Origin of the sequence: Nocardia macrotermitis (genome assembly GCF_009604405.1) — a bacterium.
Taxonomy (GTDB): domain Bacteria; phylum Actinomycetota; class Actinomycetes; order Mycobacteriales; family Mycobacteriaceae; genus Nocardia; species Nocardia macrotermitis.
In genome coordinates, this window is record NZ_WEGK01000011.1 from 150,581 (window position 1) to 177,336 (window position 26,756).

Below are 26,756 nucleotides of genomic sequence, written 5' to 3' on the forward strand. Positions count from 1 at the left end.
ACAGTGGCCGGAAATCGCCTGTGCGGGTGCGCGGTACGGTGGCGTAGTGGATGTTCTCGATGACGCGGTGATCGAATCTCGGCTGCGTGCGACGTCTTCCGACTGCTGGGGCACCCTGTGGTCGGCGGCGGACAAGGTGCTGGCCTCCGAAGGCCCGCATTCGGAGTGGATCTTCAATTCCGGTCAGCAGCCCTACATCCGCTACAGCGACGAGATGAACGTCTTATTGGCCGCGCTGGAGGGCGCGGGCGTGGTCGTGGAATTCCCCTGGCGGCAGTGGGACGGCCTGATCCGCTACGAGACCGGCCACGGCCTGGCCGACGCGCCCGTCGCGGAATCGGCGCGGGTGCTCAGCGCGATGATCAATTCCGAACGCTCGGTCACCGGCACCATCGCCCACCTGCTCGAGGACGGCACCCTCGCCGTCGCCCTGGAACGCCTGCGGACCTGGCACAGCGAACAGCCCGATCGTCCCGAGGAACCCGTCCTGGTGCCCGATCGGGCCGTCCGCGCCGCCGACCGGCGCTGGTGGCGGCTGCGCCGACGTTCCTGACGAGCCTCAGCGGGGCCCGCCCGCATCCGGATCCAGCACCGGCAGTACGCCGGATTCCGCTGCGGCCCTGATGGATTCACGCATCGACGTGCAGTACGGCAGTGGTGCCCGGGACAGTTCCGCCGCGGCGTGCCGCTCCACACACGCGGCCGTCGCGGCGGCATTCCACTGCACGCTGGTCTGCGCCCAGCTGCTCTTGCGCGCCAGCACCCCCGCACCGCACTGCTCGCACCGCACCGGCAGCATCGGTGCGGTGCGCAGCCGCTCGTCGGCGGGTCCGGTCACGAAGCGGCCTCGGCCTGCCGGGCGATGTTCTCCCGCACCTGCCGCTGCCACGCCTCGACCGGGCGGGTGGTGTCGAGTTCGAATTCGAAGCGGTCCACCATCTCCGGGGTCACCTCGGCCACGTCGACGTAGAACTGCTGATACCAGCGGCGCAGCTGATAGACCGGCCCGTCCTCCTCGCACAGCAGCGGATTGTCGATGCGCGCCTTGCGTTTCCAGATCGCGACGTCCTGTTCGAATCCGGCCTTCACCGAATCGCCCAGCGCGATCGCGGTGGCCATCGCCTCGTCGGCGGGCAGCGTCTGTGATTTGCGCACGATGATGCCGTATTGCAGCACGAAGGAATTCGCGTCGATCGGATAGTGGCAGTTGAGCAGCACGGTCTGGAAGTCGCCGCCCTCGAAGTGGTACACCAGATCGTCGATCATGAACGAGGGCCCGTAGTACGCGGCGACCGAGGTGGTACCCAGCGGTTTGGGTTTGCCCTCGGGCGCGGGCAGGTCCTCGCGGGCCCCGCCGTTGAAGTACTGGGTGGCGACATGCCCCTCGAAGACGTTGCGGAAGTAGACCGGCAGCGAACCGTGGATGTAGAAGAAATGCGCCATGTCCACGATGTTGTCGATGATCTCGCGGCAGTTGGTGTCGACGACCGTGGTGTACCAGTGCCAGTCGGTCCACTCGTCGTCGCCCGCGCCCTCGATCCGCGGAATGGTGACCTCGGCGGGCGGTTTGCCGCCTTCCGGATCGTTCCAGACGAACAGCAGTCCGTCCTGTTCGAGCGTGGTCCAGGCCCGGGTCCGCGCCAGTGGCGGCACCCGCCGGGCATACGGGATCTGCTTGCAGCGACCGTCCCCGCCCCAGCGCCAGTCGTGGAACGGGCAGGCGATCTCGTTGCCCTTGATCTCGCCGTCGGACAGATCCCCGCCCATGTGCCGGCAGTAGGCGTCCAGCACGTTGAGCGTGCCGTCCGCGCCGCGGAACACCACGAGCCGGGTGCCGAACGCGTGGATCGCGTGGGGTTCGCCGTCGGAGAAGTCCCGGACCAGGCCCAGGCAGTGCCAGCCGCGGGCGAATCTGGTGGGTGCGGCCTGGGCTTCGATATGCCGGATCTCGTCGTTCGTGGTTGTCATCGCGACTCCTGGGGTGCGTGCCTGCGGAGGTGGGCTGTGCGGCCCTGCGTCCCGGGCCGATCCGCGGTACCTCGGTTATAACACCGCCAACTGCCTTGCCGGGCAGAGAGTTTCACTGACCGGACGCGATGTGCGCGGGTCCGGCGCGCGCGGTGCGGCGAGGTGCGAGAGGCCGTGCGGGCGCGGCGAATTCGACAACCGCTGGTTGTTCCCATGGGTGCGGAGGCGGTGCCGCGCTCGCTATGCTGCACAACCGGCCGGTGTAACGGGAGGTGTGGTGACGGATCTCGATCTCGCGGCGGTGCGAGCGTTCGTAACCGTGGTGGACGAGGGGCAGTTCGGTCATGCGGCGCAGGTCCTGGGGATCACGCAGCAGGGCGTGTCCAAGCGGGTGGCGAAACTGGAGAGTCAGCTCGGGATGAGCCTGTTCGACCGGCTCGCCTCGGGCACCGCGCTGACCACCGCGGGCGTGAAGGTGCTGCCGCACGCGCGCGCACTGCTCGCGGTCGCGCGGGACACCGTGCTCGCGGCGCGGGCGCAACTGCGGCCGCTGCGGGTGGCGGTGCAGGGGGAGCGGCAGGTCGCGGCGGTGTCGATGCGGTACTACCAGGACCACAATCCCGACGCGGACGTGGAGGTCGTGCTGTGCACCGCGTTCCGGTCCGGTCGCGAGGCGCTGCGTTGCGGTCGTGTGGACGCGACCTTCGCGCGGGCGCACGGCGGACCGCATCCGTTGCCGCCCGGCACGGGATCGATTGCGGCACATCTGGAACCGTTGCATCTGCTGGTCGGCCGCAACCATCCGCTGGCCGCGCGCTCGGCGGTCACACCGGCACAGATCGCGCCCTATCCGGTGTGGGTGCCCGGTGCCGGGGTGCCGTCCGAATGGGGCGACTACTACCGGGAATGGAGTGCGTTCAGCGGCATCGAGATCCTCACCGGCCGGGTGCCGGGCGGTCCGGCCGAACGGGAGGACGATCGGGAGAAGGGGCGGGGACCGTTCGGACTCGAGGCCGTGCTGGATCGGCTCGCGGCCTCGGACACGCTGGCGAGTTTCGCCGGGGACGGCTATCGCTTCCCCTGGCATCCGCACGTCCGCCGCCTGCCGATCTTCGATCCCACCCCGGCCTATCCGCACGCGCTGCTGTGGGCGGGCGCCGACGCGCATCCGGGGCTGCCGCCGCTGATCGCGCACGTCCGGGAGAACTACAACGGCGATATCGGCGCGGACTGCTGGGTACCCGACGCGGACCGGCCGCTGTTCCTGCCCACGCACTTATCGAGACACATGTCCGGACATGATTGACAGCACATCGCGGGCATGCCACCGTGGCGGGGCCCGGATCGAGGCTCGACGGTCCGGGTGAGTGCGGATGGGAGTGTGCGATGGGGTTCCTGGAACCGGACCTGCCGGTGGTCGACATGGCGGAGTGGAGTAGGGGCACGCGCGCCGAGCGGATCCGGCCGATGGCGCGGCACTGGGCCGAGGTCGGATTCGGGACGCCGGTCGTGCTGCACCTGGCGTATGTCGGCAAGGTCCTGCTGTACATCCTGATCGGCTGGTTGATCGTGTTGTCCACCAAGGGAATCGACGGATTCCTGGACGTCGGGCGCTGGTGGTCGGAGCCGATCGTGTTCCAGAAGGTCGTGCTCTACACGATGCTGTTCGAGGTGATCGGCCTCGGCTGCGGATTCGGGCCGTTGAACAATCGCTACTTCCCGCCGCTGGGTTCGATCCTGTACTGGTTGCGGCCCAGGACGATTCGGCTGCCGCCGTGGCCGCGGATCCCGCTCACCGCCGGAACCACGCGCACCCCGCTGGACATCGCGTTGTACGCGGCGCTGCTGGTGGCCACCGTGGTGGCGCTGTTCTCCGACGGCACCGGGCCGATCCCCGCGCCGCACGCCGCGGTCGGGCTGCTGCCGGTGTGGGAGATCGGGCTGATCCTGGTGCTGCTGGCGGTGCTCGGCCTGCGCGACAAGGCGATCTTCCTGGCCGCGCGCGGCGAGGTCTACGGCGCGCTGACCCTGGCCTTCCTGTTCGGCGCGGACGGGCTCGTCGCGGCGAAACTCGTCTTCCTGGTCATCTGGATGGGTGCGGCGGTCTCGAAGCTGAACCTGCACTTCCCGTTCGTCATCTCGACGATGATGTCCAACAATCCGCTGCTGCGGCACCGGTCACTCAAGCGGATGTTCTTCGAGAAGTTCCCGGACGACCTGCGTCCCGGGCGGGCCTCGCGGATCGTCGCGCACTGCGCCACCGCGGTCGAACTGTGTGTTCCGCTGGTGCTGTTCTTCGTGCACGGCGGTGTGCCGACCGCGATCGCGGCCGCCGTCATGGTGCTGTTCCACCTGGGCATCCTGACCGCGATACCGATGGGCGTGCCGCTGGAATGGAACGTCTTCATGATCTTCGGCGTGCTGTCGCTCTTCGTGGCGCACGCCGATCGCGGACTCGGCGATCTTCGGCATCCCGTGCCGGTGGTCCTGTTCTTCCTCGTGATCGCGGGCGTCGTCGTGGCGGGAAATCTGTTCCCGCGCTACATCTCCTTCCTGCCGGGCATGCGGTACTACGCGGGCAACTGGGACACCACGCTGTGGTGTGTGAAGCCCTCGGCCTCGGCCAAGATCGGCGCGAACATCGTCGCGATCGCGAGCATGCCCCAGGCCCAACTGGAGAAGTTCTACGGTGAGGACCGCGCGCAGATCCCGCTGTACCTCGGCTATGCCTTCCGCGCCATGAACACCCACGGCCGGGCGCTGTTCACCCTCGCGCACCGGGCGATGGCCGACGGCAACGAGGACGACTACGTCATCACCGACGGCGAACGCATCTGTAGCACCGCGATCGGCTGGAACTTCGGCGACGGGCATATGCACAACGAACAGCTGATCGCGGCGTTGCAGGAGCGCTGCGGATTCGAACCCGGCGAGGTGCGGGTGGTGTTGCTCGACGGTCAGCCGATCCAGCACCAGACCCAGCGTTATCGGCTGGTGGACGCGGCGACCGGGGAGTTCGAGTCCGGGTTCGTGCGGGTCGCGGATATGGTCACCCGGCAGCCGTGGGCCGATGATGTGCCGGTACAGGTGACCGGCGGGGCGTCGGCGGGGTAGTGGCGATCCGGGCGGTGAGGCCCCGTTCGGCGCGCTGATATCCGGTGCGGTGGCGGTCCTGCGTGCGTGCCGCCGGGCCGGTGCGACATGTGAGCGTTCACTCGAAGATGTTGCGGCGCAGATGTTCACGCGGATTCTCGACCGGCGTGGATGCGGTACGGTGAGCTAGATCACGATTCGATAGCGGACCGGCCTGTCACCTTATTTGACTATTCCGCAATCTTTGCGGATTCTTTACGATTGTGACGGCCCTGTGTTCGGGGCTTCTCGCGGCCGACCGGTGATTCGCTCATGCCCCGGCTACTCGCTCCGCCCTGCCCTCGATGCCAGTACATGTTCGGCCGATGAACCGATCCGGTTGTCCCGGTTCGGCGAAGGAGAAATATGTCCACCGACACCGATCCGGCCCGACGGATTCCGTTCCCCGGCCTCTCGGACCTGCTCCGCCACGATCTACCCGCGTCGATCGTGGTTTTCCTTGTCGCACTACCACTTTCGATCGGACTCGCGGTCGCCACGGGTGCGCCCGTGGCGGCCGGTCTGCTCGGTGCGGTGATCGGCGGTCTGGTCGCCGGGGCGTTCGGCGGTTCGGCATTACAGGTGGGCGGGCCGACCGCCGGGGTGACCGTTGCGGTGGCCGGGAGTGTTCACCAATTCGGCTGGGCGGTAACCTGTTTCATCACCGCCGGAGCGGGTGTGCTGCTGGTTCTGTTCGGGCTCGGCCGGATCGGGCGGGGTGCGCTGGCCATCGCGCCGGTCGTCGTGCACGCCATGCTCGCCGGTGTGGGTATCGCGTTGGCGGTGCAGCAGGTGCACGTACTGCTGGGCGGGCAGGCGCCGGGATCCTCGTGGGAGAGCCTGATTCGACTACCGCAGGCGCTGCACGCGGTGCGCGGTGGTGACCTCGCGGTGGGGCTGGCGATGATCGTGGTCCTGCTGGGGTGGCGGTTCGCGCCCGCCGCGCTGCGCAGGGTACCCGCGCCGCTGGCGGCCGTGGTCGCGGCGACGCTCGTCGCGCGGCTTGTTCCGGCGGAGGTCACCCGAATCTCCTTGCACGGCATGCTGTTCGAGAAGATCACGCTGCCCGCGCTGCCGTCGGGCGGTTGGGGTTCGGTACTGCTGACGATGCTCACCATCGCGGTGATCGCGGGTTCGGAAACGGTACTGTCCACGGTCGCGGCGACCCGGTTGCGCCCCGGTCTGCGATGCGATCCCGACCGTGAGTTGATCGGTCAGGGATTGGCCACCGTCACTTCGGGTCTGCTGGGCGGATTGCCGGTCGCGGCGGTGATGGTGCGCGGCAGCACCAATGTGCGGGCGGGGGCGCGCACGCGGGCCTCGGCGATGCTCAGCGGCGTGTGGGTGCTGCTGTTCGCGGTGGCGTTCGTCGATGTGGTGCAACAGATTCCGATGGCGGCGCTGGCCGGGCTGCTCATCGTCATCGGTCTGGGCCTGGTGCGACCGGCGCACATCCGATTGGCCCGGCGCAGTGGCGATCTGATCGTCTACGCGGTCACCGTGCTGGTGGTCGTGTTCTGGAATCTGGTGCCGGGCATGCTGATCGGGCTCGCGCTGGCGTTCGGGCTGCTGCTGTGGCGGGTGTCCCGGGTGATCGTGACGGCCGAACCCGTGGCCGGATCCGCGCGGTGGCTGGTCACCGTCGACGGCGCGTGCACCTTCCTCGCGCTGCCGCGGCTGATCGCCGCACTCGATCGGGTGCCGGAGCGGGCGCCGGTCACCGTGGAGATGACCGTCGACTTCCTCGACCACGCCGCCGCCGAGGCCCTGCACGGCTGGGCCGCCGAACACGAGAACTCGGGCGGGACAGTCGAATTCGTGGAGGTCGGTGCTGCCCGGATCGAGGATCTGGCCGCCGGTCCGCCCGCGCGCGGACAGGCCCGTCGCATGCTGGACGAGATGCTGGGCCCGTGGCGTCCGGGTGCGCCGCGCGATCCGATCGCCGCCGGAATCACCGCCTACCATCGCGGTCACGCGCACGTGATGCGGCCGCACCTGGGCGCGCTGCGCGATCGGCAGAACCCGGACGCGCTGTTCGTCACCTGTTCGGATTCGCGCCTGGTGCCCAACGTCTTCACCAGCAGCGGTCCCGGTGATCTTTTCACGGTGCGCAATATCGGCAACCTCGTTCCCAGCGCCGGGGACAGCTCGGTGGAGGCCGCTATCGTGTACGCACTGGATGTTCTCGGAGTCCGGTCGGTGGTGGTGTGCGGCCATTCCGGTTGTGGCGCAATGGATGCGCTGTACCACGAACGGACCACGGGCTCCGGGCTGGACGACTGGCTGGCGCACGGGCGCGGCACGCTGGAGCGGTTCCGGCGCGGACATCCGGTCGCGGAATCCGCCGCCGCGGCGGGCTTCGGGGAGATCGATCGGCTGGGCATGGTGAACGTCGCGGTACAACTGGAAACCCTTGCGCGACATGACCGTGTCGCGCGGGCGGTCGCCGAGCGCGGCCTGGTGCTGTCCGGACTGTTCTTCGACATCGCCACCGCCCGGGTGCTCGAGATCACCACCGACGGTATTGCCGAATTCGCTGATGTCGCAAGTGGTGTCACCGCCGGTTCGCGGGAATCGGTTGTGGCGCGCTAGATCTCGGATGAGCCGTGCGTCCGTTCGGGACGAGTTCACCGGTTCTGGCACGGAGTTAACATGCTGGAATTATTTTTCTCAGCCTTTACTAAGACTTTACGAATAGTCTGGCCCGAGCTTCCGGCGATCTGCCGACAACGCTGTCGCAGGAGTCCGTCGGTATGCCCGGAGAACTTGCCCCTGGTGAAGAACATGCCCCTGATGAAGGAGAATGATGTCCACCACCCTCGACACGTCCCCACGATCGTCCGCACCGCCCGGACCCTCGCGCTCTGAGCGCCGCAATACCCTGCTTCGTCACGATCTACCCGCGTCCATCGTGGTTTTCCTTGTCGCCCTGCCTCTTTCGCTCGGCATCGCGGTGGCCTCCGGTGCGCCCATCGCGGCCGGGCTGATCGCCGCCGTGATCGGCGGCCTGGTCGCCGGTACGCTCGGCGGCTCCCGATTGCAGGTCAGCGGCCCGGCCGCGGGCCTGACCGTGGTGGTGGCCGGGAGTATCAGCCAATTCGGCTGGAAGACCACGTGTTTCATCACGCTGGCGGCCGGTCTGCTACAGATAGTGTTCGGCCTCAGCCGAATCGCGCGCGCCGCGCTGGCCATCGCGCCGGTGGTGGTGCACGCGATGCTGGCCGGTATCGGTATCACCATCGCGTTGCAGCAGGTGCACGTGCTGCTCGGCGGCGCCTCGCACAGCACCGCGGGCGAGAATCTGCGTGAACTACCCGGTCAGCTGCTGCACCTGCACGGCGACGATTTCGTCGTCGGCGCGATCGTGATCGCGATCATGGTGGCCTGGCGCTGGGTGCCGCAGCGGGTCCGGATCATCCCTGGACCGCTGGTCGCCGTCGTCGCGGGAACCGTACTGTCCCTTGTGCTTCCGGGGAATCCCGCGCGACTGGCGATCAACGGCTCGCTGTTCGACGCGATCGGGCTGCCGCAGCTGCCGCACGGCAGCTGGGGTGCGATAGCGATGATGGTGCTGACCTTCGCGCTGATCGCGAGCGTCGAGAGCCTGCTCTCGGCGGTGGCCGTGGACAAGATGCACACCGGCCCGCGCACCGACTTCGACCGCGAGATGATCGGTCAGGGCAGCGCCAACTTCCTCTCGGGTCTGCTGGGCGGCCTGCCGGTCACCGGCGTCATCGTGCGCAGCGCCACCAACGTGCAGGCCGGCGCCCGCACCCGGGCCTCGGCGATCCTGCACGGCGTCTGGGTGCTGGTGTTCGCGGTACTGCTGGTCAGCGTGGTCGAGCAGATTCCGAAATCGGTGCTGGCCGGACTGCTCATCGTGGTCGGTGTGCAGCTGGTGAAGGTCGGGCACATCCGGCTCGCGCGGCGCACCGGCGATCTGGCCGTGTACGTGGTGACGGTGCTGGCGGTGGTGTTCGAGAACCTGCTCGAGGGTGTGCTGATCGGACTCGTGCTGGCCTTCGCGCTGCTGCTGTGGCGCGTGGTGCGAGTGAGCGTGCACGCCGCGCCGCTCGGCGACTCCGGCCGCTGGCTGGTCGGCATCGACGGCACCTGCACCTTCCTGGCGCTGCCCAAACTGACCTCGACGCTGGCGAAGGTGCCCGAGGGGTCGGAGGTCATCGTCGAAATGAGCGTGGACTTCCTGGATCACGCCGCGTGCGAAGCCCTGCAGGACTGGGCCCGTCAGCACGAGAACAACGGCGGCACGGTCGAATTCGCCGAAATGGGCACCGCGCGGATGGCGCACGTGCTGGACGGGCCGCCGCGCCGGGGCAAGGCGCGCGGACCGCTGGAGGAGGTGCTCTCGCCGTGGCGTGACCGCGGTGCGCACGCCATCACCGCGGGGGTGGCGGCCTACCACCGCGCCCACGCCCACGTGGTGCGGCCACACCTGGACGAGCTGCGCGACGGGCAGGATCCCGACTCGCTGTTCCTGACCTGCTCCGATTCCCGCATCGTGCCGAACGTGATCACACACAGCGGTCCGGGCGATCTGTTCACCGTCCGCAATGTCGGCAATCTGATCCCGCCGAACCGCGCGGACAACTCCACCGAGGCCGCCCTGGAATTCGCGGTGGACAAACTCGGCGTGCGGACCGTGGTGGTGTGCGGGCATTCCAGCTGCGGCGCGATGCAGGCGCTGCTGGCGGAGTCCGAGACGACGCCCGGCACCGGCCTGGGCGACTGGCTGGCGCACGCGCATCCGAGCCTGGATCGCTACCGTGCCGGACATCCGGTCGCGGTCGCCGCGGCCGAGGCCGGATACGACGAGACCGCCCAGCTCAGCATGGTGAACGTCGCGGTGCAGCTGGAAACCCTCGCCGCGCACCCGCTCGTGCGTCGCGCGGTGCGCGAGCGCGGCCTGGTGGTGTCGGGCCTGTACTTCGACATCGCCACCGCCCGGGTCCTGTCGGTGACCACCACCGGAATCTCCGAGATCGCCGATACCGATCGCGCCGCGATCGTCGGCCAGGACTGAGTTCCGGTATATCGGGTCGGGTTGTGTCGCAGCAGGATTCGCGGCACGCCCCACCCGTTCCATGCCCCCGGAGTTCGCTGCAGAGTTCACCGGGTGACGTTCGCCCCGACCTCCGCCAGACCACCTCGCGGCTGTCGGGGCGGCGTCGTGTGATCGGTAATGGCGGGCGGATCGATACCGGTATCGGGCGGCGTCACGTCCGGTGTGCGTGCGGCGCGCGGGTGAGCGTGCCTGCGGGAGAGGGCGTGTCGCGGGGCCTAGGCTGGGCGAGGTCCTGCGCTCGTCTGTGCGCGCATCCCGGACCCGTGGCCCGGCCCCGGCGGATTCTCATCGACCTCGGCTCGCGGGCGTGCCAGGCTGGTAGTGCAAACAATTCGGTGGATCGGAGTCGAACGGACATGGTTGCGGTTTCGGTGGGGACAGTGGTGCCCGGCGTCGTGCTGACGCGCCCGGAATGGCTGGCGGAGCGGATCTCGGATATGGGGATCTCCTGGGGGACCGGCGATACGCGGGTCTCCGGGACGCTGTGGTGGTGCATGGCCGCGTCCTCGGTGATCGATCCCGTCGTGGTGGCGGCCGTGGCCGGGCGGCCCGGACCGGACACGGTGCTGGAACATCTGCGGTGCGAGATCCGTCCGGACGGCGGCGTGGAGCGGGTGTTCGCCGACGCCGCGGCGGTCGGTGACGGTAGGCCCCACGTGCACGATGTCGAGCAACCGGATGATGCCGGTGCACGGCATTGCACTGAAAGCTGTTGTGCTGGAATCGATTCCGACAACGCCGACAGCTCGGCAGTGCATCTGCGCGAGACACTCGCGCGGATCATCCCCGTCGTCGCCGAGGTCTCCGGCGCGAGCGTGGCCTCGCTGTGGGCGATCGTCGCCGACGCCATCGGCAACCGGGCCATCGACGCGGGCGACGCCGAGGCCGGGGCCCGGCTGGCGCGGCAGGTCGCGGGACGACTGCCGGTGCCGCGCTTCGCCGATATCGGCGCACGCACGTTCGTCCGGCGGATCTCCTGCTGCCTGGTGTTCGAGGTGCCCAACTGCCAGATGTGCACCAGTTGCCCGAAGCGGCCCGCCGCCGAGCGACAGGAACTACTGAGCGCCTTGACCGCCGGAGGCTGAGGCCGAGTCCGTCCACGCGATCCGGCGCTCGACGCCGGTCCATCGGCGCGGGTGCGGCGGGCTCCCGATAGCATGGTCGCGCCGGGCCGCATCCGCGTACCGGCTGGACCCAGGTCCACTCGGGGAATTCCCCGCAACCGACATCACAAGGAGAGCGCAGCCGTGACCATCTCAGCCCGCATAACCCCAGCCGCCCTCGTTCGGGTGCCGGCCGGGACGACGGCGGGCGCCGCGGTGCGTGAGGCGGGTCTGCCGACGAAGGGCCCCGACACCGTCGTGGTCGTGCGCGACCCGGAGGGCAACCTCAAGGATCTGTCCTGGACCCCCGACGAGGACGTCGAGGTCGAGCCCGTCGCCGCCGACACCGAGGACGGCCGCAGCGTCATCCGGCATTCGGCCGCCCACGTGCTGGCCCAGGCCGTGCAGCAGGAGTTCCCCGACGCCAAGCTCGGCATCGGCCCGCCGATCAAGGACGGCTTCTACTACGACTTCCAGGTCGATCGTCCCTTCACCCCCGAGGATCTGGCCAAGCTGGAATCCCGGATGAAGAAGATCGTCAAAGGCGCGCAACGCTTTTCGCGGCGCGTGGTGGAGGTCGAGGACGCGCGCGTCGAACTCGCGGGCGAGCCGTTCAAGCTGGAACTGATCAGCGACAAGTCCGGGATCGACGATCCGGAGGTCATGGAGGTCGGCGGCAAGGAGCTGACCATCTACGACAACCTGGATCCGCGCAGCGGCGAGAAGGTGTGGGGGGATCTGTGCCGGGGGCCGCACATTCCGACCACCAAGTTCATTCCCGCGTTCAAGCTGACCCGGAGTTCGGCGGCGTATTGGCGGGGTGATCAGTCGCGCGAGGGTTTGCAGCGTGTGTACGGCACCGCCTGGGAGTCGCAGGAGGCGCTGGACGCGTACATGACCATGCTCGAGGAAGCCGAGCGACGCGACCACCGCAAACTGGGCCTCGAACTGGATCTGTTCTCCTTCCCGGACGAACTGGGTTCGGGCCTGCCGGTGTTCCACCCCAAGGGCGGCATCATCCGCAAGGAGATGGAGGACTACTCGCGGCAGCGGCACGTCGAGGGTGGTTACGAGTTCGTCACCACTCCGCACCTGACCAAGGCGCATCTGTTCGAGACCTCCAAGCACCTCGAGTGGTACGCCGACGGCATGTTCCCCCCCATGCACCTGGACGCGGAGTACAACGAGGACGGCACCGTTCGTAAGCCGGGCCAGGACTACTACGTCAAGCCGATGAACTGCCCGATGCACAACCTGATCTACCGGTCGCGTGGCCGGTCGTACCGGGAGTTGCCGCTGCGGCTGTTCGAATTCGGTTCGGTCTATCGGTACGAGAAGTCCGGTGTCGTGCACGGCCTGACCCGCGCCCGCGGTTTCGCCCAGGACGATTCGCACATCTACTGCACCCAGGAACAGGTGCAGGAGGAATTGACCACGATCCTGCACTTCGTGCTCGATCTGCTCAAGGACTACGGTCTCGACGACTTCTACCTCGAACTGTCGACCAAGGACCCGAAGAAGTATGTGGGTTCGGACGACGTGTGGGAGGAAGCCACCGAGACGCTGCGCAAGGTCGCCGAGTCCTCCGGACTGGATCTGGTGCCGGATCCGGGTGGGGCCGCGTTCTACGGTCCGAAGATCTCGGTGCAGGCCAAGGATGCGCTCGGGCGCACCTGGCAGTTGTCGACCATCCAGCTCGACTTCTTCGAGCCGGAACTGTTCGAACTCGAGTACACCGCGTCCGACGGCACCAAGAAGCGTCCGGTGATGATCCACCGCGCGCTGTTCGGCTCGATCGAACGCTTCTTCGGCGTGCTGACCGAGCACTACGCCGGCGCCTTCCCGGTCTGGTTGGCCCCGGTGCAGGTGGTCGGCATACCGGTCGCGGATGCTTTCGTGCCGCATCTGGAAAAGGTTGTCGCACAACTGCGTTCGAGCGGCGTACGGGCTCAGGTCGACCAGAGCGACGACCGCATGCAGAAGAAGATCTTCAACCACACCGCCCAGAAGGTCCCGTTCATGCTGCTGGCCGGCGCCCGCGACGTGGAGGCCGACGCGGTGAGCTTCCGCTTCCGCGACGGCACCCAGGTCAACGGCGTCCCGGTGGCCGACGCGGTCGCCACCGTCGTGGACTGGATCGAACGCCGGGAGAACACCTCACCCACCGCGGACGGCTTCGAGATCCGCACCGGCCGGGCGTGACGGATTCGACCATGGACGCGGAACAGATCGTGGATACCGGCGCGGGTGACCCGGACCGGCTGCAGAGGTTGTGGACGCCGTACCGGATGTCCTACATCACCGGTGCCGTCGACGACCGCAAGGCCCGGGCGCGGGAGACCGAACCGGGCGAGCCGAAGGCGCCCGGACATCCGTTCATCGAGATCCCCAAGATGTCCGATGAGGACGGTCTGGTCATCGCCCGTGGGGAATGGGTTTACGCGGTGTTGAACCTGTATCCCTACAATCCCGGGCACATGATGGTCGTGCCGTATCGGCGGGTGGCCGACCTCGAGGCGCTCACCCTCGAGGAGAGCACCGAGCTGATGGCCTTCACACAGCAGGCGATCCGGGTGATGAAGAAGGTGTCCCGGCCCGAAGGGTTCAATGTCGGGCTGAATCTGGGTGGTGTCGCGGGCGGGTCGCTCGCGGACCACCTGCATCAGCACATCGTGCCCCGCTGGGGTGGGGACGCCAATTTCATCACCGTCGTCGGCGGGGTGAAGGTGATGCCGCAGTTGTTGCGGGAGACCCGGGCCCTGCTGGCGGGCGCATGGAAGGAAGACTCGTAGCGTGCTGAGCTTCTTCGGACGTGAGACATTCGCCAAAGCGACCGCGCCGCTGGGCAAAGCGCTGGTGAGTACCGGGCTCACGCCCGATGCCATGACGGTGATCGGCACCGCGGCCTCGATCATCGCCGCGGTGACGCTCTTCCCGACCGATCACCTGTTCTGGGGAACGATGGTGATCTGGCTGTTCGTCATGTTCGACATGCTGGACGGCGCGATGGCGCGCGCGCGCGGCGGCGGCACGAAATACGGTGCGGTACTGGACGCCTCGTGTGACCGGGTGGCCGACGGGGCGATCTTCGGCGCGCTGGCCTGGTGGGCGGTGTACAACCAGCACAGTAGGCAGCTGTTCGGCGCGGCGCTGGTGGTGCTGGTGACCTCGCAGGTCATCTCGTATGTGAAGGCGCGCGCGGAGGCCAGCGGCCTGACCGCCGACGGTGGTCTCATCGAGCGTCCGGACCGGCTGGTGATCGTGCTGGTCGGCGCCGGATTCACCGGTATCGGACAGTATTTCGGCATCGGCTGGCTGGTCTACGCGGTGTATGTCGCGATGTACATACTGGCGGTGCTGAGCGTGGTGACGGTGTTCCAGCGGGCGCTGGCGGTGCGCAATTCCGCGGGTGCGCGGGATCTGCTGGTGTCCAAGGGATCCGGTGGCGCCCAGCCCGGCGGGGCCGATCCCGGCCCGACGAAATAGGGGGCCGCATGACGGATCTGAAGTCCGCGCTCACCGACAAGGCGTATGCGGCCGGATGGCGGCTGGTCCGGGCGCTGCCCGAGGGGACGGCGCGGCGGTGGTTCGATCGCGGCGGCGACTGGGCGGGCAACCGCGCGAACCGGGCCGCGCATCGCACCGGGAATCCGAATCAGTTGCGGCGCAACCTGGCCCGGGTGCTCGGTGTGGCACCCGCCGCGGTTCCCGACGAGTTGATCCGCGCGAGTATGCGTTCGTACGCCCGGTACTGGCGCGAGGCGTTCCGGCTGCCGAGCATGGATCACGCGGCCATCGGGGCGCTGCACGTGGAGCAGGTGGAGAACCTGCACGCGGCGCTGGCGTTGGGACGCGGTGTGGTGCTCGCGCTGCCGCATTCGGGCAACTGGGATATGGCCGGGGTGTGGCTGGTGCAGAACAACGGCACCTTCGCCACGGTGGCCGAGCGGCTCGAACCGGAGTCGCTGTTCGAACGTTTCGTGGAGTATCGGGAGAGCCTGGGATTCGAGGTGTTCCCGCTCACCGGCGGTGAGCAGCCGCCGTTCGCGCAGCTCGCGGATCGCCTGCGGCACAACGGGGTGGTGTGCCTGATGGGGGAGCGCGACCTGACGGGCAAGGGTGTTCCGGTGACCATGTTCGGCGAGCGCACCTGGCTGCCCGCGGGCGCGGCCAAACTCGCCATCGAGACGGGAGCCGCGCTGATCCCGGTGCACTGCTGGTTCACCACCGACGCCGCCGGGCACGAGTCCTGGGGTATGAAAACCGAAGCGGCACTGGACACTTCGGTCGGTGTCGCGGCGACCACCCAGGCGCTGGCGGATCGGTTCGCGGCCAATATCGCCGCACATCCCGCCGACTGGCACATGCTCCAGCCGCTGTGGGAGGCCGACCTGTCCGAGGCCCGGCTGGCCCGCATCGCCGCCGCGCAGGCCGGACGCACCGTGAATCCGTTGTCGCACAGCGAGATTCGCGCGGTACCCGGCGACGGCGCGTCATGAGGATCGGCATGGTCTGCCCGTACTCGTTCGACGTGCCGGGCGGCGTGCAGTCCCATGTCGTGGAGTTGGCGCAGGTGCTGATCGAACGCGGGCACCGGGTCAGCGTGCTCGCCCCGGCCGCCGACGACACGCCGCTGCCGGACTTCGTGGTCTCGGCCGGTAAAGCGGTCGCGATCCCGTACAACGGCTCGGTGGCGCGATTGTCCTTCGGACCCACGGCCTACAGCCGGTTGCGGCGCTGGATCGCCGAGGGTGACTTCGACGTGCTGCACATCCACGAGCCCAACGCGCCGAGCCTGTCGATGCTCGCGCTGAAGGTCGCCGAGGGGCCGATCGTCGCGACCTTCCACACCTCGACCACGAAGTCCCTGGTGCTGAGCACCTTTCAGGGGGTGCTGCGGCCGTACCACGAGAAGATCAGCGGCCGGATCGCGGTCTCGGAACTGGCCCGGCGCTGGCAGGTGGAGGCGCTGGGCGGGGACGCGGTGGAGATCCCGAACGGGGTGGACGTGCCCGCGTTCGCGCACGCGCCGCTGCTGGGCGGCTATCCGCGTGCGGGCAGGACCGTGCTGTTCCTGGGCCGCTACGACGAACCACGCAAGGGGATGGCGGTGCTGCTGGGCGCGTTGCCCGCGCTGGTGCGGCGGCATCCGGGGGTGCAGATCCTGATCGTCGGGCGCGGTGACGAGGAGCGATTGCGGCGCGAGGCCGGGGCGCACGCCGCGCATCTGCGCTTCCTCGGGCAGGTCTCGGACGAGGACAAGGCTTCGGCGATGCGCAGTGCCGAGGTGTACTGCGCGCCCAATCTCGGCGGCGAGAGTTTCGGCATCGTGCTGGTGGAGGCGATGGCCGCCGGAACCGCCGTGGTGGCAAGCGAATTGGACGCGTTCCGGCGGGTGCTGCGGGACGGTGCGGCGGGAATGCTGGTGCCGGTGGGGGATTCGGCGGCACTGGCCGAGGCGCTGAACGAACTCCTCGCCGATCGCGCCCGCCGGCAGGAGTTGATCCGGGCGGCGAATCAGGTCGTGGGGGAATATGATTGGCCGGTCGTGGCCGAACAGATTCTGCGGGTGTACGAGACGGTCACGGTCGGTGACACCCGGGTCAGGACCGCCGGATGATCACCTTCTCCGCCACCACGATCCTCGTCCTCGCGCTGATCGCGGCGTTGATCGTCGCGGCGGGCGTGTGGGCGTACTCCACGGCCAATCGGCTGGACCGGCTGCACGTGCGCGGCGATCAGGCCCGTGACGCGCTGGAGGCGGCGTTGTCGCGGCGCGCGGTGGTGGCCCGTACGGTGGCCATCTCGATGACCGGACCCGCCGCCGATCCGGCCGTCGCCGAACGATCGAAACGCCTTGTCGCACTGGCGGATCGGGCCGAACGCGCGGACTGGCGCAGCCGCGAGACCGCCGAGAACCAACTCGCGGCGGCACTCTCGGCGCTGGACATCACGCAGCTGCGCCCGCAACTGGTCGCCGAACTGGCCGACGCCGAGGCACGAGTGCTGATCGCGCGACGTTTCCACAACGACGCCGTCCGCGACACCCTGGCCCTGCGCACCAGGCGTCCGGTGCGGCTGCTGCACCTGGGCGGTACCGCGCCGCTGCCCACCTACTTCGAGATCGCCGAACGCGTCACGCCCGCCGCCACCACCGGCCTGGACGTGGACACCGTGCGCACCTCCGCACGGGTGATCCTGCTCGACGAACAGGACCGGGTGCTGCTGCTGCGCGGCCACGACCCGCAGACCCCGGACATGCCGTTCTGGTTCACCGTCGGCGGCGGCATCGAGCCGGGGGAGACCCTGCGCACCGCGGCGGTCCGCGAACTCTGGGAGGAAACCGGATTCGCGCTGGACTCCTCGCTGCTGCGCGGCCCGCTGTGGCGGCGGGTGGCGGTGTTCCCGTTCGATGGCGAGCTGATCCGCTCCGAGGAGTTGTTCTTCGTCGCCCGGACCAAGACCTTCACCCCCTCGGCCGCCGATCCCACGGCCTGGGAACGCCACTGCGTTACCGCGAACAAATGGTGCACCCCCGAGGACATCGCCGAACTGGACCGCGAGGGCGAAACGGTCTACCCGTACCACCTGGATCAGCTACTGCCCGAAGCGATTACCGCGTCCGCCGCGCTCACCGACCCCGAGGTCCGCTCGATCCGCTAGGCCGCCCGGCGCCCGGATCGGCAACTGCTCACGGCGTGCCGAGCACGCGGCCGAACGCGATGAGCTGCAACCGGACTCGGTGATCCCGGTGTGCCTGCGCGGTGACAAGGATCCGCTGATCGCCGCAACGGGGCTGGACGACATCGGATCGGGAGGTCAGAAGGTGAACTGGTTGCCGTAGGCGGTGGTCTGCACGCTGCCCTGGGCGGTGGCGACGGTGGTGGTCACGAACGGGATCGCGGCGACGGGTGAGGCGCACTGGGAGATGTTCAGCGCGGCGTTGTTGAAGGTCAGGTGGTAGGGGAAACGGGTCTTGCTGTCCAGGTTGGCGGTCGCGGTGGTCGCCGTGGTGACCTGGCCGGGTTCGATTGTCGTGCCGAGGGATTGGCTCATGCCGAGCGATCCGCCGACGCTGGGTCCGAGATCCGCCGAGGGGGCGGTGCCAGCGCCCGGCGGCGTGACCGGGGTGGGCGGATTCCCCGGGGCGGGTGGATTGGTCGAAGTGGGGGTGGGCGTGGCGCTCGGGGTGTTGAGCGTCAGACTCGGCGACACGCTCGCGTCCAGGCCCTGATTCGGTGAGATACCCACCGAGACGCCCCCGGCCGCGCTGATCCCGCAGCCCAGCAGGAAGCCCGCGATCGCGCTGCCGGAGGTGATCGGCGCGCCGGTGACCGTGACCGAGTAGTCGCCGCTGACCTGGGTGGCGTGCGAGAACGTCATCATCACGTTCGGCGTCCGATCGCCCGGCGGCGCCGCCGCGATGCGATCGACCGAGGCGTGCAGGTGCACACCCGAGCCGTCGGTGTCGGCGGTACTGATGTGCTGTGCGTGCGCGAGCCAGGGGCCAGCCGCCCACAGCCCGAGTGCCAGCACGCTCGCCGCGGCGACGGGCGCGATGAGGGTGAACGAGCATCGCATGGCGAATCCTGTTCTCGAAGCGGACGTGCGGAACGCGGTTTCCGGAGAGCGGGACGTGCGGCAGTCAGCGGCCATCATAGGTGCGAATTTCCGCTGCGCCGGTACCCTCGGCCGTGTCGCGACCTGCGGATTCACCGTCGTGAGCCGGTCGTACGACCACGAGCCCCGGACACGGGCGCGTCCGGGGTGAATCGTGTTGCGGCCGTGATCAGTCCGTGGTGCGTCGCCGGAACAGCACGGTCGCGCACGCGTATCCGGTCAATCCGATCCCCGCGCACCAGGCGATCGCGAGCAGGGCGTTGTTCCCGACCGGCGTGCCCATCAGCAATCCGCGCACCGTCTCGTTCACCGGTGTGACCGGCTGATACCGGGCGAATCCGCGCAACCAGGCGGGCATCGTCTCCGGCGGGACGAACGCGCTGCTCACATACGGCAGGAACATGAACGCGAAGGTGAATCCGTTGGCGGCCTCGGGATTCGGCGCGAGCACCCCCAGCGCGGCGGCGATCCAGGACAGTGCCAGCACGAACACCACCACCACGCCCAGCACGCCGAGCCAGCGCACCGGATCGGTCGTCGGCCGGAATCCCAGCGCCACGGCCACCAGGATCACGATCGCGGTGGTGACGACATTGCGCAGCACGCTCTCGGCGACGTGGCCGGTCAGCAGCGCCGCGCGGCCCACGGCCATGGTGCGGAACCGGTCCACGATGCCGTTGTGCAGATCGGTGCAGACGCTCACCGCCGTGGTCGCGGACCCGAAACCCGCGCACATCAGCAGAATTCCGGGCACCACGTAGTCGACGTAGTTGCCGGAGACCTTCATCGCCCCGCCGAAGACGTAGACGAACATCAGCAGGATCAGCACCGGCACCGCGATCGTCATGATCATGGTGTCGGGGCTGTGCAGGGTGCGACGCAGGTTGCGGCCCAGCATGGTCGCCGAATCCTGTGCCGCGCGAACGGGATTGCGCGGAGCCGTGGTGGTGGTCATCGTTCGGCGACCTCTGCTGCGGTGGGACGGACGGAGGGGTGACCGGTCAGGGCGAAGAACACGTCGTCCAGATCGGGGGTGTGGATGGTGAGCCGGTCGATGGTGACGGCGTGGTCGTCGAATCGATCGAGCAGGCGTTTGAGGTCCTCGACGCTGCCGTTCGAGGGAATCTGCAGGGCCAGTTCGTCGAGATCGGCTTCGGCTCCGGGCAGGGCCCGGGTGGCGGCGGTGAGTCCGTGGTGGTCGGCGAATCCGAGCCGGATATGTCCGCCGGGCGCGAGCTGTTTCAGTTCGGCCGCGGTGCCCTCGGCGACGATCGCGCCGCCGTCCAGCACCGCGATGCGGTCCGCGAGCTGATCGGCCTCCTCCAGATACTGGGTGGTCAGGAAGATGGTGACGCCGTCGGCGACCAGGCCGCGGATGATCGCCCACAGCTCGCGGCGGCTGCGCGGATCCAGGCCGGTGGTGGGTTCGTCCAGAAACAGGATCCGGGGCGCGCCCATCAGGCTCATCGCCAGATCCAGCCGCCTGCGCATGCCGCCGGAGTAGGCCCCGGCGCGGGTGCGGGCGGCCTCGGTCAGGTCGAACTGTTCGAGCAGCCGGGTCGTGCGAGCGGTGGTCTCGGCGCGACCCAGGTGCAGCAGGCGCGCGACCAATCGCAGATTCTGTTCGCCGCTGAGCACCTCGTCGACGGCGGAGTACTGGCCGGTGACGCCGATGATCGCGCGCACCGCGTCGGGTTCGCGGGCCGGGTCGTGGCCGCCGACGCGGACCGCGCCGCCGTCCGCGGTGCTCAGGGTGGCGAGGATGCGGACCATGGTGGTCTTCCCGGCCCCGTTCGGGCCGAGTAGCGAAAAGGTCGTTCCCGCGGCGACTTCCAGGTCGATGCCGTTCAGCACGACGTGGTCGCCGAAGGATTTGGTCAGTCCGGTGACGCTGATCGCGGACTGGATTCGGGTCATCGTGGACCCCCCGTTCTGGAAACTGTTTATGGAATAAACTATGTGTAGAGCGTACACAGTTTTTTCGGGAGGGCAAGATGGTCGGGAGGATGACAATCGATCGGAGATCTTGATGGAGACGCCCGGCCCGCGGACCGGTCCGCTGCCCGCGTCGGTCGAACTGCTGTGGGGTCTGCGCGGTCCCGGCGGCAGGGGGCCGCGACGCGGGCTGAGTCTCGAGCAGATCGTCGAGGCGGCGGTGGTGATCGGCGATGCCGACGGCTTCGGCGCGATCTCGATGAGCCGCATCGCCAAGGAACTCGGCTTCACCACGATGTCGCTGTACCGCTACGTGGACACCAAGGACACTCTGGTCGCGCTGCTGTTCGACCGGGTGCTGAGCGAACCGCCCGCTATCGCGCCCGGACTGCCCTGGCGTGCGGGACTCGAGGAATGGGCGTGGGGCCAGTTCCGCTCGATCCGGCGGCATCCGTGGTGGATCGACATCCCGCTGTCCACCCCGCCGATGGGGCCGAATCAGACCGCCTGGCTCGAGGCGGGGCTGCGCACGCTCGCCGACACCCCGTTTCCCGAACCGATCAGACTGCAATTGCTGCTGAATCTGTCGCTGTACGTGATGGGCCGGATGCGCTACGTGCGGGACATGTCCGAGGCGGCCACGGGGGACAGCGACTACACCGAGGTCATGGCGCGGGTGCTGGATCCCGACCGTTATCCCGCCTTGACGGCGGCGCTGCGCAACCAGTCCTTCGATTCCGACGAAGTGGATTGGGCGGAAGCGGATTTCGGCTTCGCGCTCGCGCGCCTGCTGGACGGGTACGACCAGTTCCTGCGCAGGTTCACCGCCGCCGCGGACGGTGCCGATGATGGAATGGCAAGTCCGTGAACGTCATTCGTCTCGTGCACGGCCGCATCCGGTGAATCCTCGTGAGATATCCCATCTTCCGATATGGTCGAGGCGCGGTTCACCACCCGTGCTTACGGTGAACCGGATGTGTGGAGGTGAACACTTGTGACCATGTCCTATCTGCTGCACGACTTCCTGCTGCCGTACCTCGGCGAAGAGGCGGCGACCTACTGGGCGACGCTGTTCGTGATCTCACCCGCGGGGTGATCGCATAGCGGCGCGATAGCCGAATTCCCCGTCCCGGGTTCGGGGTGTGCAGTCCAGTGCTCTTCGACTGGCTATGAAGTGGCCTGATCGGGCCGCCTAGAATCGTGTCGTTCGATCATGAACGATCCGTATTCGCCCCGCACCCAGGAGTTAGCCGTGACGACGCCCGAAACCGCCCCGACGACCGGTACCGCCCGCGTGAAGCGCGGTATGGCCGAGATGCTCAAGGGCGGGGTGATCATGGACGTGGTCACCCCCGACCAGGCCAAGATCGCCGAGGACGCCGGCGCGGTGGCCGTGATGGCGCTCGAGCGGGTGCCCGCCGACATCCGCGCCCAGGGCGGCGTCTCCCGGATGAGCGATCCGGACATGATCGACGGCATCATCGAGGCCGTCTCGATTCCGGTGATGGCCAAGGCCCGGATCGGCCACTTCGTGGAGGCGCAGATCCTGCAGAGCCTCGGCGTGGACTACATCGACGAGTCCGAGGTGCTCACGCCCGCGGACTACGCGAACCACATCGACAAGTGGAACTTCACCGTCCCGTTCGTCTGCGGCGCGACCAACCTGGGTGAGGCGCTGCGGCGAATCACCGAGGGCGCGGCCATGATTCGCTCCAAGGGCGAGGCGGGCACGGGCGATGTGTCCAACGCCACCACGCATATGCGCAAGATTCGCGGCGAGCTGCGCCGGTTGAGCTCGCTGCCCGAGGACGAGCTGTTCGTGGCGGCCAAGGAACTCCAGGCCCCCTACGAGCTGGTCCGCGAGGTCGCCGAGACCGGCAAGCTGCCGGTGGTGCTGTTCACCGCGGGCGGTATCGCCACCCCCGCCGACGCCGCGATGATGATGCAGCTCGGCGCCGAGGGCGTCTTCGTCGGCTCGGGCATCTTCAAGTCCGGCAACCCCGCCGAACGCGCGGCGGCCATCGTCAAGGCCACCACCTTCCACGACGATCCCGACGTGCTGGCCAAGGTGTCGCGCGGCCTGGGTGAGGCGATGGTCGGCATCAACGTCGAGGAGATCCCGGAGCCGCACCGGCTCGCCGAGCGCGGTTGGTAAACGAGTCGGGCGGGTGTCCCGATCGGTGACATCCGCCTCACCTCCGTCGATCCGCGCGCACTCCGTCCGCGCGGATCGGCTCTATTTCGTCTCGTTCGGATGGCTCGTGTGCACCTGCTCGAGGAAGACCGTGTGCTCGGCTACGTAGAACCAGATGCGCGCGGTGCCTTTCGCTGTCGGCTTGTGCTGCCAGCGTTCGTGGGACGTCCCACCTCGCTCGATGACGCCGAGCTCGCCCTTCAGCCGGTAATTTGTCGGCGTTGTGGCGAGAGGTGTCCGCGTGAGGAAGTCCCAGGCTTCCGTCATGGGGTTGCGGATCGTCGCGACAAGGTCTTGCCACCCCTTGCGGGCGTTGGTGGTGGCGAAGCGGACCTCGTACTCGGTCTTCTTCGTGGGGCGGGGGACCAGTTCGCCCTTCTTCGCGGCTGCCACGGCTAGGGACGCTCCACGTTCTCGTCTTCATCGAGCCACTCGGGGTCGGTGCTGTCGAGTCCGGCCGCGATGGCTGTGGCTGTCTCTTTCCAGGACGTCAGTTCCGCGATCGCCAGATGTGGCTGGTCGGTGGAGAACGATGCGCGCGCCGCGTCTACGAGATCCTGCGCGCAGGACTCCCGGTCGGCAGGCGACAGGGCGAGCATCCAGGGGAATGCCTTGGCCATCCGCTCGGCGAGCGAGCCGTTGTCGTCGAGGGTGACGGTGATGAGCTGTGCGGCGAATCTCAATAGGCGTGAGCGCCCCTCGGCCTCGCGCTGCGACATCAGCACCAGTGCTTCGCCGTCGCGTCGGGTTACCGTCACGGGGTGCACCTCGGCCTCGGCGAAGACCTCGGCGGAGTGCTTGCTCAGGTCGGAGGAGCGCCGGGTCGCCAGGGGGATTCTTGCTGTGGTGCCCATGGGCTCATGGTATTCGGAACGTATTCGGAAGTCCAGGGCGTCGATCGGTCACCGCGTCCCGATCGTGAAGGTCCGCGACTGAGCGGACGGTTCGCGCGGCTCGAGGTCGCACTTGGCAAACGGAACAACGATCCGTATCGTTAGTGGAGCAAGGTTCCGTTTCAAGGTGTGTTGCCGATATCGAGAGGACCGATCGCCATGCCGCCTGTCTCCCGCCCGAGTTTCGGGATTATGACCCCGCCCCAGCAGGTCGCCTACCAGGACATTCAGCGAGTGTGGCGGGAGGCGGACGGCGTTCAGCAGATCGAGCACGCCTGGCTGTTCGATCATCTGATGCCCATCGGCGGCGATCCGGACGGGCCGATCTTCGAGGGGTGGACGCTGTTGTCCGCGCTGGCCGCGCAGACCTCGCGGCTGCGGCTGGGGCTGTTGGTGACCAGCAATCGGGTGCGGCCGCCCGCGTTGCTGGCGAAGATCGCGACGACGGTGGATATCGTCTCCGACGGTCGCCTGGACTTCGGTATCGGTGTCGGCTCGCGGCCCGATATTCCTTGGGCGCGAAGGGAATACGACGGGCACGGGCTGGAGTATCACGACACCGCGCATGCGATCGGGAGCTTCGCCGAGGCATGCACGGTGATCCGGCGGCTGTGGACCGCGGACGAGCCCTTCGACTTCGACGGCGAGTACATCAAGTTGACCGGGGCGCTCGGTAATCCCCGGCCCGTGCAGCGGCCGCATCCGCCGATCATGATCGGCGGGCGCGCGGCGTCGACGTTGCGGGTGGCCGCCGAGCACGCCGATCTGTGGAACATCCCGGGTGGCGATATCGCCGATGCCGTGCAGCGCAGCGCCCTGCTGGACCGGTACTGCGCCGAGATCGGGCGGGATCCGGCCGCGATCACGCGCTCGATCTTCCTGCCGGTGTCCTACGACCAGCCGGAACGCACCCGGGATGCGGTCGACGAGGCGCTCGGGGCGGGGTTCGGGCATATCGTGCTGGGGCTCGGGGAGCCGTATCCGGTCGGGGTGGCGCGCTGGGTTGCCGAGGAGATCATCGGTAGTCGTGCCGAGGCTGCACCGGTGGGTGTGTAGCGGGCTGCCTGTTCGCGGTCGCGGCGGGGCGGGATCGCGCGAGTCGGTGAGACGCAGGCTGTCACCGGCGGCAAACGCGCTGTCCGGTGCGTTGCGCCGAGACATGTTTTGCCGAGATACGCTGTGCCGAAGGTGCTTTCAGCGTCTCGGCGAGTCTCCGAGACGGAGGGCCGGACGGTCGCGGTGGTCCCACGCGACCAGGATGTCCGGATCCTGATCCGCGTCGCGGCGGTGCCGCAGCAGCGCCGCGACGACGAACGGTTCGACCTCCGCGCGTCGCAGCGCACCCTCCGACAGTCGCAGTTCGACACTCAGATCGAAACCCAATCCGCGACCCAGCAACATCGGCCCCGCGACGAGCACGATCGTCTCGGGCTTCGCGGAAACCGTTGTGGCGCGGGCGGATCGGTCGGTGCTCTCGTTCCACAGCGCGGGCAGCCACTGCCCCCGCTCCCGCAACGCCTGGAGCACTTCGCGATTCAGCCCCGCGTAGTCGAACCACGCTGTGCGGTACGACATCTCGTCGCGTCCGAACTCCAGGCGCAGCGACGCCGGGCGGACATAGTCGTGCAGGGACACCGTCGCGCAGGCCCGGCCTCGGGTGCGGATCCGGTCGGCCACGGTCTCGGCGAAACCGAGCGGGTCGGCCGGATCGGCCCCGTCCACCGCGACGATCGCGTATCCGGGCAGCACGAGGGCGCGATCCAGCACCAGCGAGAACAGCGCGTCCACGGTGACAGGGGAGAAGCTCGGCACCGGACCATCATGCCGGGCGGTGGGTTTCGCGGAGAGTCGGCCATCGGCGTGGGTTCGCCATCGCTTAGCCTGAGCACGGCGACTTCCGGAAGGACGGATCATGGCGACGATCGAAGAGGCGTTGGAGCTCGAGCGGCTCGAGCGGGACATCTTCCGTGGCGCATCGCTCAAGACCCAGTTGCCTCGCACGTTCGGCGGGCAGGTTGCCGGACAGGCGCTGGTGTCGGCGGTGCGCACGGTGGATCCGAAATTTCAGGTGCATTCGCTGCACGGTTATTTCCTGCGCCCCGGCAACCCGACCGAGCCGACCGTCTACGAGGTCGACCGCATCCGGGACGGTCGCTCGTTCTGCACCCGCCGGGTGACCGGGATCCAGGACGGTCAGGCGATCTTCACCATGTCGGCCTCGTTCCACATCGGCGACGAGGGGCCCGAGCACCAGGACCTGATGCCGCAGGTGCCGCCGCCGGACGATCTGCCCGACGCGGAGAACGCGATGAGCCCCGAACGCCTGTGGGCCATGCGCGAATGGGAGCACTGGGATATCCGCCCGATCCCGAACGACCAGGTCACCCGGCGCGACGGGCTCGGCTCCCAGCAGCAGGTGTGGTTCCGCTACCGCCACCCGTTGCCGGACGATCCGCTGTTCCACGTCTGCACGCTGGCCTATATGAGCGATATGACGCTGCTCGGCTCGTCCAAGGTGACCCATCAGGACGAGCCGACCCAGAACGCGTCGCTCGATCACGCGATGTGGTTCCTGCGGCCGTTCCGCGCCGACGATTGGCTGCTCTACGACCAGAACTCGCCCTCGGCGGGTTTCGGTCGCGCGCTCACCGGCGGGCGAATCTTCACGCAGCGTGGGGAATTGGTGGCCGCGGTGGTGCAGGAGGGGCTCGTGCGCACGCTGCGCACCGTCTGATCCGCGCCGCCTCCGATGGCATCGGCCCGGTTCCCGTGCGGGAGCCGGGCCGAATCGGTCACGCGGGCTGTACGCGCAGGTGGCACACGACCGT

Annotated in this window: 24 protein-coding genes; 16 read left to right on the top strand and 8 right to left on the bottom strand. The window is 68.4% G+C overall.

The annotated features are described in order from the left end of the window. Positions 1-46: 46 nt before the first annotated feature. Positions 47-553: a DUF6508 domain-containing protein gene (locus tag NRB20_RS24450; RefSeq protein WP_153412946.1), complete on the top strand. Its 507-nt coding sequence runs from the start codon at positions 47-49 to the stop codon at positions 551-553. A 6-nt stretch (positions 554-559) separates the two neighbouring features. Here the strand turns inward: NRB20_RS24450 and NRB20_RS24455 are convergent, their stop codons facing one another. Both NRB20_RS24455 and NRB20_RS24460 read right to left on the bottom strand, forming a co-directional pair. Beyond that, positions 560-799, bottom strand: a complete 240-nt coding sequence (locus NRB20_RS24455; protein WP_153413168.1) for a ferredoxin — start codon at positions 797-799, stop codon at positions 560-562. A 35-nt stretch (positions 800-834) separates the two neighbouring features. After that, on the bottom strand, positions 835-1,968 hold the full coding sequence (locus NRB20_RS24460) for a Rieske 2Fe-2S domain-containing protein (RefSeq protein ID WP_153412948.1): 1,134 nt from the start codon (positions 1,966-1,968) through the stop codon (positions 835-837). 277 nt (positions 1,969-2,245) lie between these two features. Between NRB20_RS24460 and NRB20_RS24465 the strand changes: the two genes are divergently transcribed. From NRB20_RS24465 to NRB20_RS24515, 11 genes are all read left to right on the top strand, one after another. After that, positions 2,246-3,274 (top strand): LysR family transcriptional regulator, encoded by a 1,029-nt coding sequence (locus NRB20_RS24465; RefSeq protein ID WP_194289992.1) that lies wholly within the window; start codon positions 2,246-2,248, stop codon positions 3,272-3,274. An 80-nt stretch (positions 3,275-3,354) separates the two neighbouring features. After that, the gene (locus tag NRB20_RS24470) at positions 3,355-5,082 is read left to right on the top strand and encodes a DUF3556 domain-containing protein (RefSeq protein WP_153412951.1); all 1,728 of its coding nucleotides are present in this window, start codon (positions 3,355-3,357) and stop codon (positions 5,080-5,082) included. A gap of 384 nt (positions 5,083-5,466) precedes the next feature. Beyond that, positions 5,467-7,692 (top strand): SulP family inorganic anion transporter, encoded by a 2,226-nt coding sequence (locus NRB20_RS24475; RefSeq protein ID WP_153412953.1) that lies wholly within the window; start codon positions 5,467-5,469, stop codon positions 7,690-7,692. A gap of 214 nt (positions 7,693-7,906) precedes the next feature. After that, the gene (locus tag NRB20_RS24480) at positions 7,907-10,141 is read left to right on the top strand and encodes a SulP family inorganic anion transporter (RefSeq protein WP_153412955.1); all 2,235 of its coding nucleotides are present in this window, start codon (positions 7,907-7,909) and stop codon (positions 10,139-10,141) included. 398 nt (positions 10,142-10,539) lie between these two features. Next, complete coding sequence (locus tag NRB20_RS24485; protein ID WP_153412957.1) at positions 10,540-11,268, top strand: (2Fe-2S)-binding protein; 729 nt, start codon at positions 10,540-10,542, stop codon at positions 11,266-11,268. 162 nt (positions 11,269-11,430) lie between these two features. Next, positions 11,431-13,488, top strand: coding sequence for a threonine--tRNA ligase (gene thrS, locus NRB20_RS24490; protein WP_319945333.1), 2,058 nt, complete (start codon positions 11,431-11,433; stop codon positions 13,486-13,488). A gap of 11 nt (positions 13,489-13,499) precedes the next feature. Continuing rightward, complete coding sequence (locus NRB20_RS24495) at positions 13,500-14,078, top strand: HIT family protein (RefSeq protein ID WP_153412959.1); 579 nt, start codon at positions 13,500-13,502, stop codon at positions 14,076-14,078. 1 nt (position 14,079) lies between these two features. Then, positions 14,080-14,772: a phosphatidylinositol phosphate synthase gene (gene pgsA / locus NRB20_RS24500; protein WP_319945334.1), complete on the top strand. Its 693-nt coding sequence runs from the start codon at positions 14,080-14,082 to the stop codon at positions 14,770-14,772. An 8-nt stretch (positions 14,773-14,780) separates the two neighbouring features. Further along, positions 14,781-15,785 (top strand): phosphatidylinositol mannoside acyltransferase, encoded by a 1,005-nt coding sequence (locus NRB20_RS24505; RefSeq protein WP_153412961.1) that lies wholly within the window; start codon positions 14,781-14,783, stop codon positions 15,783-15,785. Then, positions 15,782-16,906, top strand: coding sequence for a glycosyltransferase family 4 protein (locus tag NRB20_RS24510; protein ID WP_153412963.1), 1,125 nt, complete (start codon positions 15,782-15,784; stop codon positions 16,904-16,906). The genes NRB20_RS24505 and NRB20_RS24510 overlap by 4 nt, the downstream gene beginning before the upstream one ends. Continuing rightward, complete coding sequence (locus NRB20_RS24515; RefSeq protein ID WP_319945369.1) at positions 16,906-17,949, top strand: NUDIX hydrolase; 1,044 nt, start codon at positions 16,906-16,908, stop codon at positions 17,947-17,949. The genes NRB20_RS24510 and NRB20_RS24515 overlap by 1 nt, the downstream gene beginning before the upstream one ends. 156 nt (positions 17,950-18,105) lie before the next feature. On the opposite strand, the gene NRB20_RS24520 is transcribed toward NRB20_RS24515, so the two are convergent. The 3 genes from NRB20_RS24520 to NRB20_RS24530 form a co-directional block, all read right to left on the bottom strand. Further along, the gene (locus tag NRB20_RS24520; RefSeq protein ID WP_194289993.1) at positions 18,106-18,867 is read right to left on the bottom strand and encodes an MspA family porin; all 762 of its coding nucleotides are present in this window, start codon (positions 18,865-18,867) and stop codon (positions 18,106-18,108) included. 208 nt (positions 18,868-19,075) lie between these two features. Beyond that, a complete protein-coding gene (locus NRB20_RS24525) occupies positions 19,076-19,861 on the bottom strand; it encodes an ABC transporter permease (protein WP_153412968.1) in 786 nt (261 codons plus the stop codon). After that, positions 19,858-20,823, bottom strand: a complete 966-nt coding sequence (locus NRB20_RS24530; protein ID WP_153412970.1) for an ATP-binding cassette domain-containing protein — start codon at positions 20,821-20,823, stop codon at positions 19,858-19,860. The genes NRB20_RS24525 and NRB20_RS24530 overlap by 4 nt, the downstream gene beginning before the upstream one ends. Before the next feature lie 112 nt (positions 20,824-20,935). Here NRB20_RS24530 and NRB20_RS24535 point away from each other — a divergent pair, with 112 nt between their 5' ends. Together NRB20_RS24535 and pdxS are read left to right on the top strand one after the other, a co-directional pair. Continuing rightward, positions 20,936-21,709 carry a TetR/AcrR family transcriptional regulator gene (locus tag NRB20_RS24535; RefSeq protein WP_153412972.1) on the top strand — a complete coding sequence of 258 codons (774 nt, stop codon included), beginning with the start codon at positions 20,936-20,938 and terminating at the stop codon, positions 21,707-21,709. Between the two features lie 384 nt (positions 21,710-22,093). Next, complete coding sequence (gene pdxS / locus NRB20_RS24540) at positions 22,094-22,996, top strand: pyridoxal 5'-phosphate synthase lyase subunit PdxS (RefSeq protein WP_319945335.1); 903 nt, start codon at positions 22,094-22,096, stop codon at positions 22,994-22,996. Between the two features lie 81 nt (positions 22,997-23,077). Here pdxS and NRB20_RS24545 read toward each other — a convergent pair whose 3' ends face one another. Then, the gene (locus NRB20_RS24545; protein ID WP_319945336.1) at positions 23,078-23,428 is read right to left on the bottom strand and encodes a hypothetical protein; all 351 of its coding nucleotides are present in this window, start codon (positions 23,426-23,428) and stop codon (positions 23,078-23,080) included. A gap of 2 nt (positions 23,429-23,430) precedes the next feature. Continuing rightward, positions 23,431-23,889, bottom strand: a complete 459-nt coding sequence (locus NRB20_RS24550) for a prevent-host-death protein (protein WP_153412976.1) — start codon at positions 23,887-23,889, stop codon at positions 23,431-23,433. A 231-nt stretch (positions 23,890-24,120) separates the two neighbouring features. On the opposite strand from NRB20_RS24550, the gene NRB20_RS24555 reads away from it, so the two are divergent. Further along, positions 24,121-24,984, top strand: coding sequence for an LLM class flavin-dependent oxidoreductase (locus tag NRB20_RS24555; protein ID WP_227833823.1), 864 nt, complete (start codon positions 24,121-24,123; stop codon positions 24,982-24,984). Positions 24,985-25,122: 138 nt separating this feature from the next. Here the strand turns inward: NRB20_RS24555 and NRB20_RS24560 are convergent, their stop codons facing one another. Next, positions 25,123-25,740: a nucleoside/nucleotide kinase family protein gene (locus NRB20_RS24560; RefSeq protein WP_319945337.1), complete on the bottom strand. Its 618-nt coding sequence runs from the start codon at positions 25,738-25,740 to the stop codon at positions 25,123-25,125. A gap of 100 nt (positions 25,741-25,840) precedes the next feature. Here NRB20_RS24560 and NRB20_RS24565 point away from each other — a divergent pair, with 100 nt between their 5' ends. Then, positions 25,841-26,662, top strand: coding sequence for an acyl-CoA thioesterase (locus tag NRB20_RS24565; RefSeq protein WP_153412980.1), 822 nt, complete (start codon positions 25,841-25,843; stop codon positions 26,660-26,662). Positions 26,663-26,756 lie beyond the last annotated feature (94 nt).

Coding starts and splice junctions, on each gene's coding strand:
- NRB20_RS24495 (WP_153412959.1), top strand. CDS start 13,500: ATGGACGCGGAACAGATCGTGGATACCGGCGCGGGTGACCCGGACCGG.
- NRB20_RS24470 (WP_153412951.1), top strand. CDS start 3,355: ATGGGGTTCCTGGAACCGGACCTGCCGGTGGTCGACATGGCGGAGTGG.
- NRB20_RS24555 (WP_227833823.1), top strand. CDS start 24,121: ATGACCCCGCCCCAGCAGGTCGCCTACCAGGACATTCAGCGAGTGTGG.
- NRB20_RS24535 (WP_153412972.1), top strand. CDS start 20,936: ATGGAGACGCCCGGCCCGCGGACCGGTCCGCTGCCCGCGTCGGTCGAA.
- NRB20_RS24520 (WP_194289993.1), bottom strand. CDS start 18,867: ATGCGATGCTCGTTCACCCTCATCGCGCCCGTCGCCGCGGCGAGCGTG.
- NRB20_RS24550 (WP_153412976.1), bottom strand. CDS start 23,889: ATGGGCACCACAGCAAGAATCCCCCTGGCGACCCGGCGCTCCTCCGAC.
- NRB20_RS24455 (WP_153413168.1), bottom strand. CDS start 799: ATGCTGCCGGTGCGGTGCGAGCAGTGCGGTGCGGGGGTGCTGGCGCGC.
- NRB20_RS24510 (WP_153412963.1), top strand. CDS start 15,782: ATGAGGATCGGCATGGTCTGCCCGTACTCGTTCGACGTGCCGGGCGGC.
- NRB20_RS24460 (WP_153412948.1), bottom strand. CDS start 1,968: ATGACAACCACGAACGACGAGATCCGGCATATCGAAGCCCAGGCCGCA.
- NRB20_RS24525 (WP_153412968.1), bottom strand. CDS start 19,861: ATGACCACCACCACGGCTCCGCGCAATCCCGTTCGCGCGGCACAGGAT.
- NRB20_RS24485 (WP_153412957.1), top strand. CDS start 10,540: ATGGTTGCGGTTTCGGTGGGGACAGTGGTGCCCGGCGTCGTGCTGACG.
- NRB20_RS24530 (WP_153412970.1), bottom strand. CDS start 20,823: ATGACCCGAATCCAGTCCGCGATCAGCGTCACCGGACTGACCAAATCC.
- NRB20_RS24565 (WP_153412980.1), top strand. CDS start 25,841: ATGGCGACGATCGAAGAGGCGTTGGAGCTCGAGCGGCTCGAGCGGGAC.
- NRB20_RS24475 (WP_153412953.1), top strand. CDS start 5,467: ATGTCCACCGACACCGATCCGGCCCGACGGATTCCGTTCCCCGGCCTC.
- NRB20_RS24505 (WP_153412961.1), top strand. CDS start 14,781: ATGACGGATCTGAAGTCCGCGCTCACCGACAAGGCGTATGCGGCCGGA.
- NRB20_RS24480 (WP_153412955.1), top strand. CDS start 7,907: ATGTCCACCACCCTCGACACGTCCCCACGATCGTCCGCACCGCCCGGA.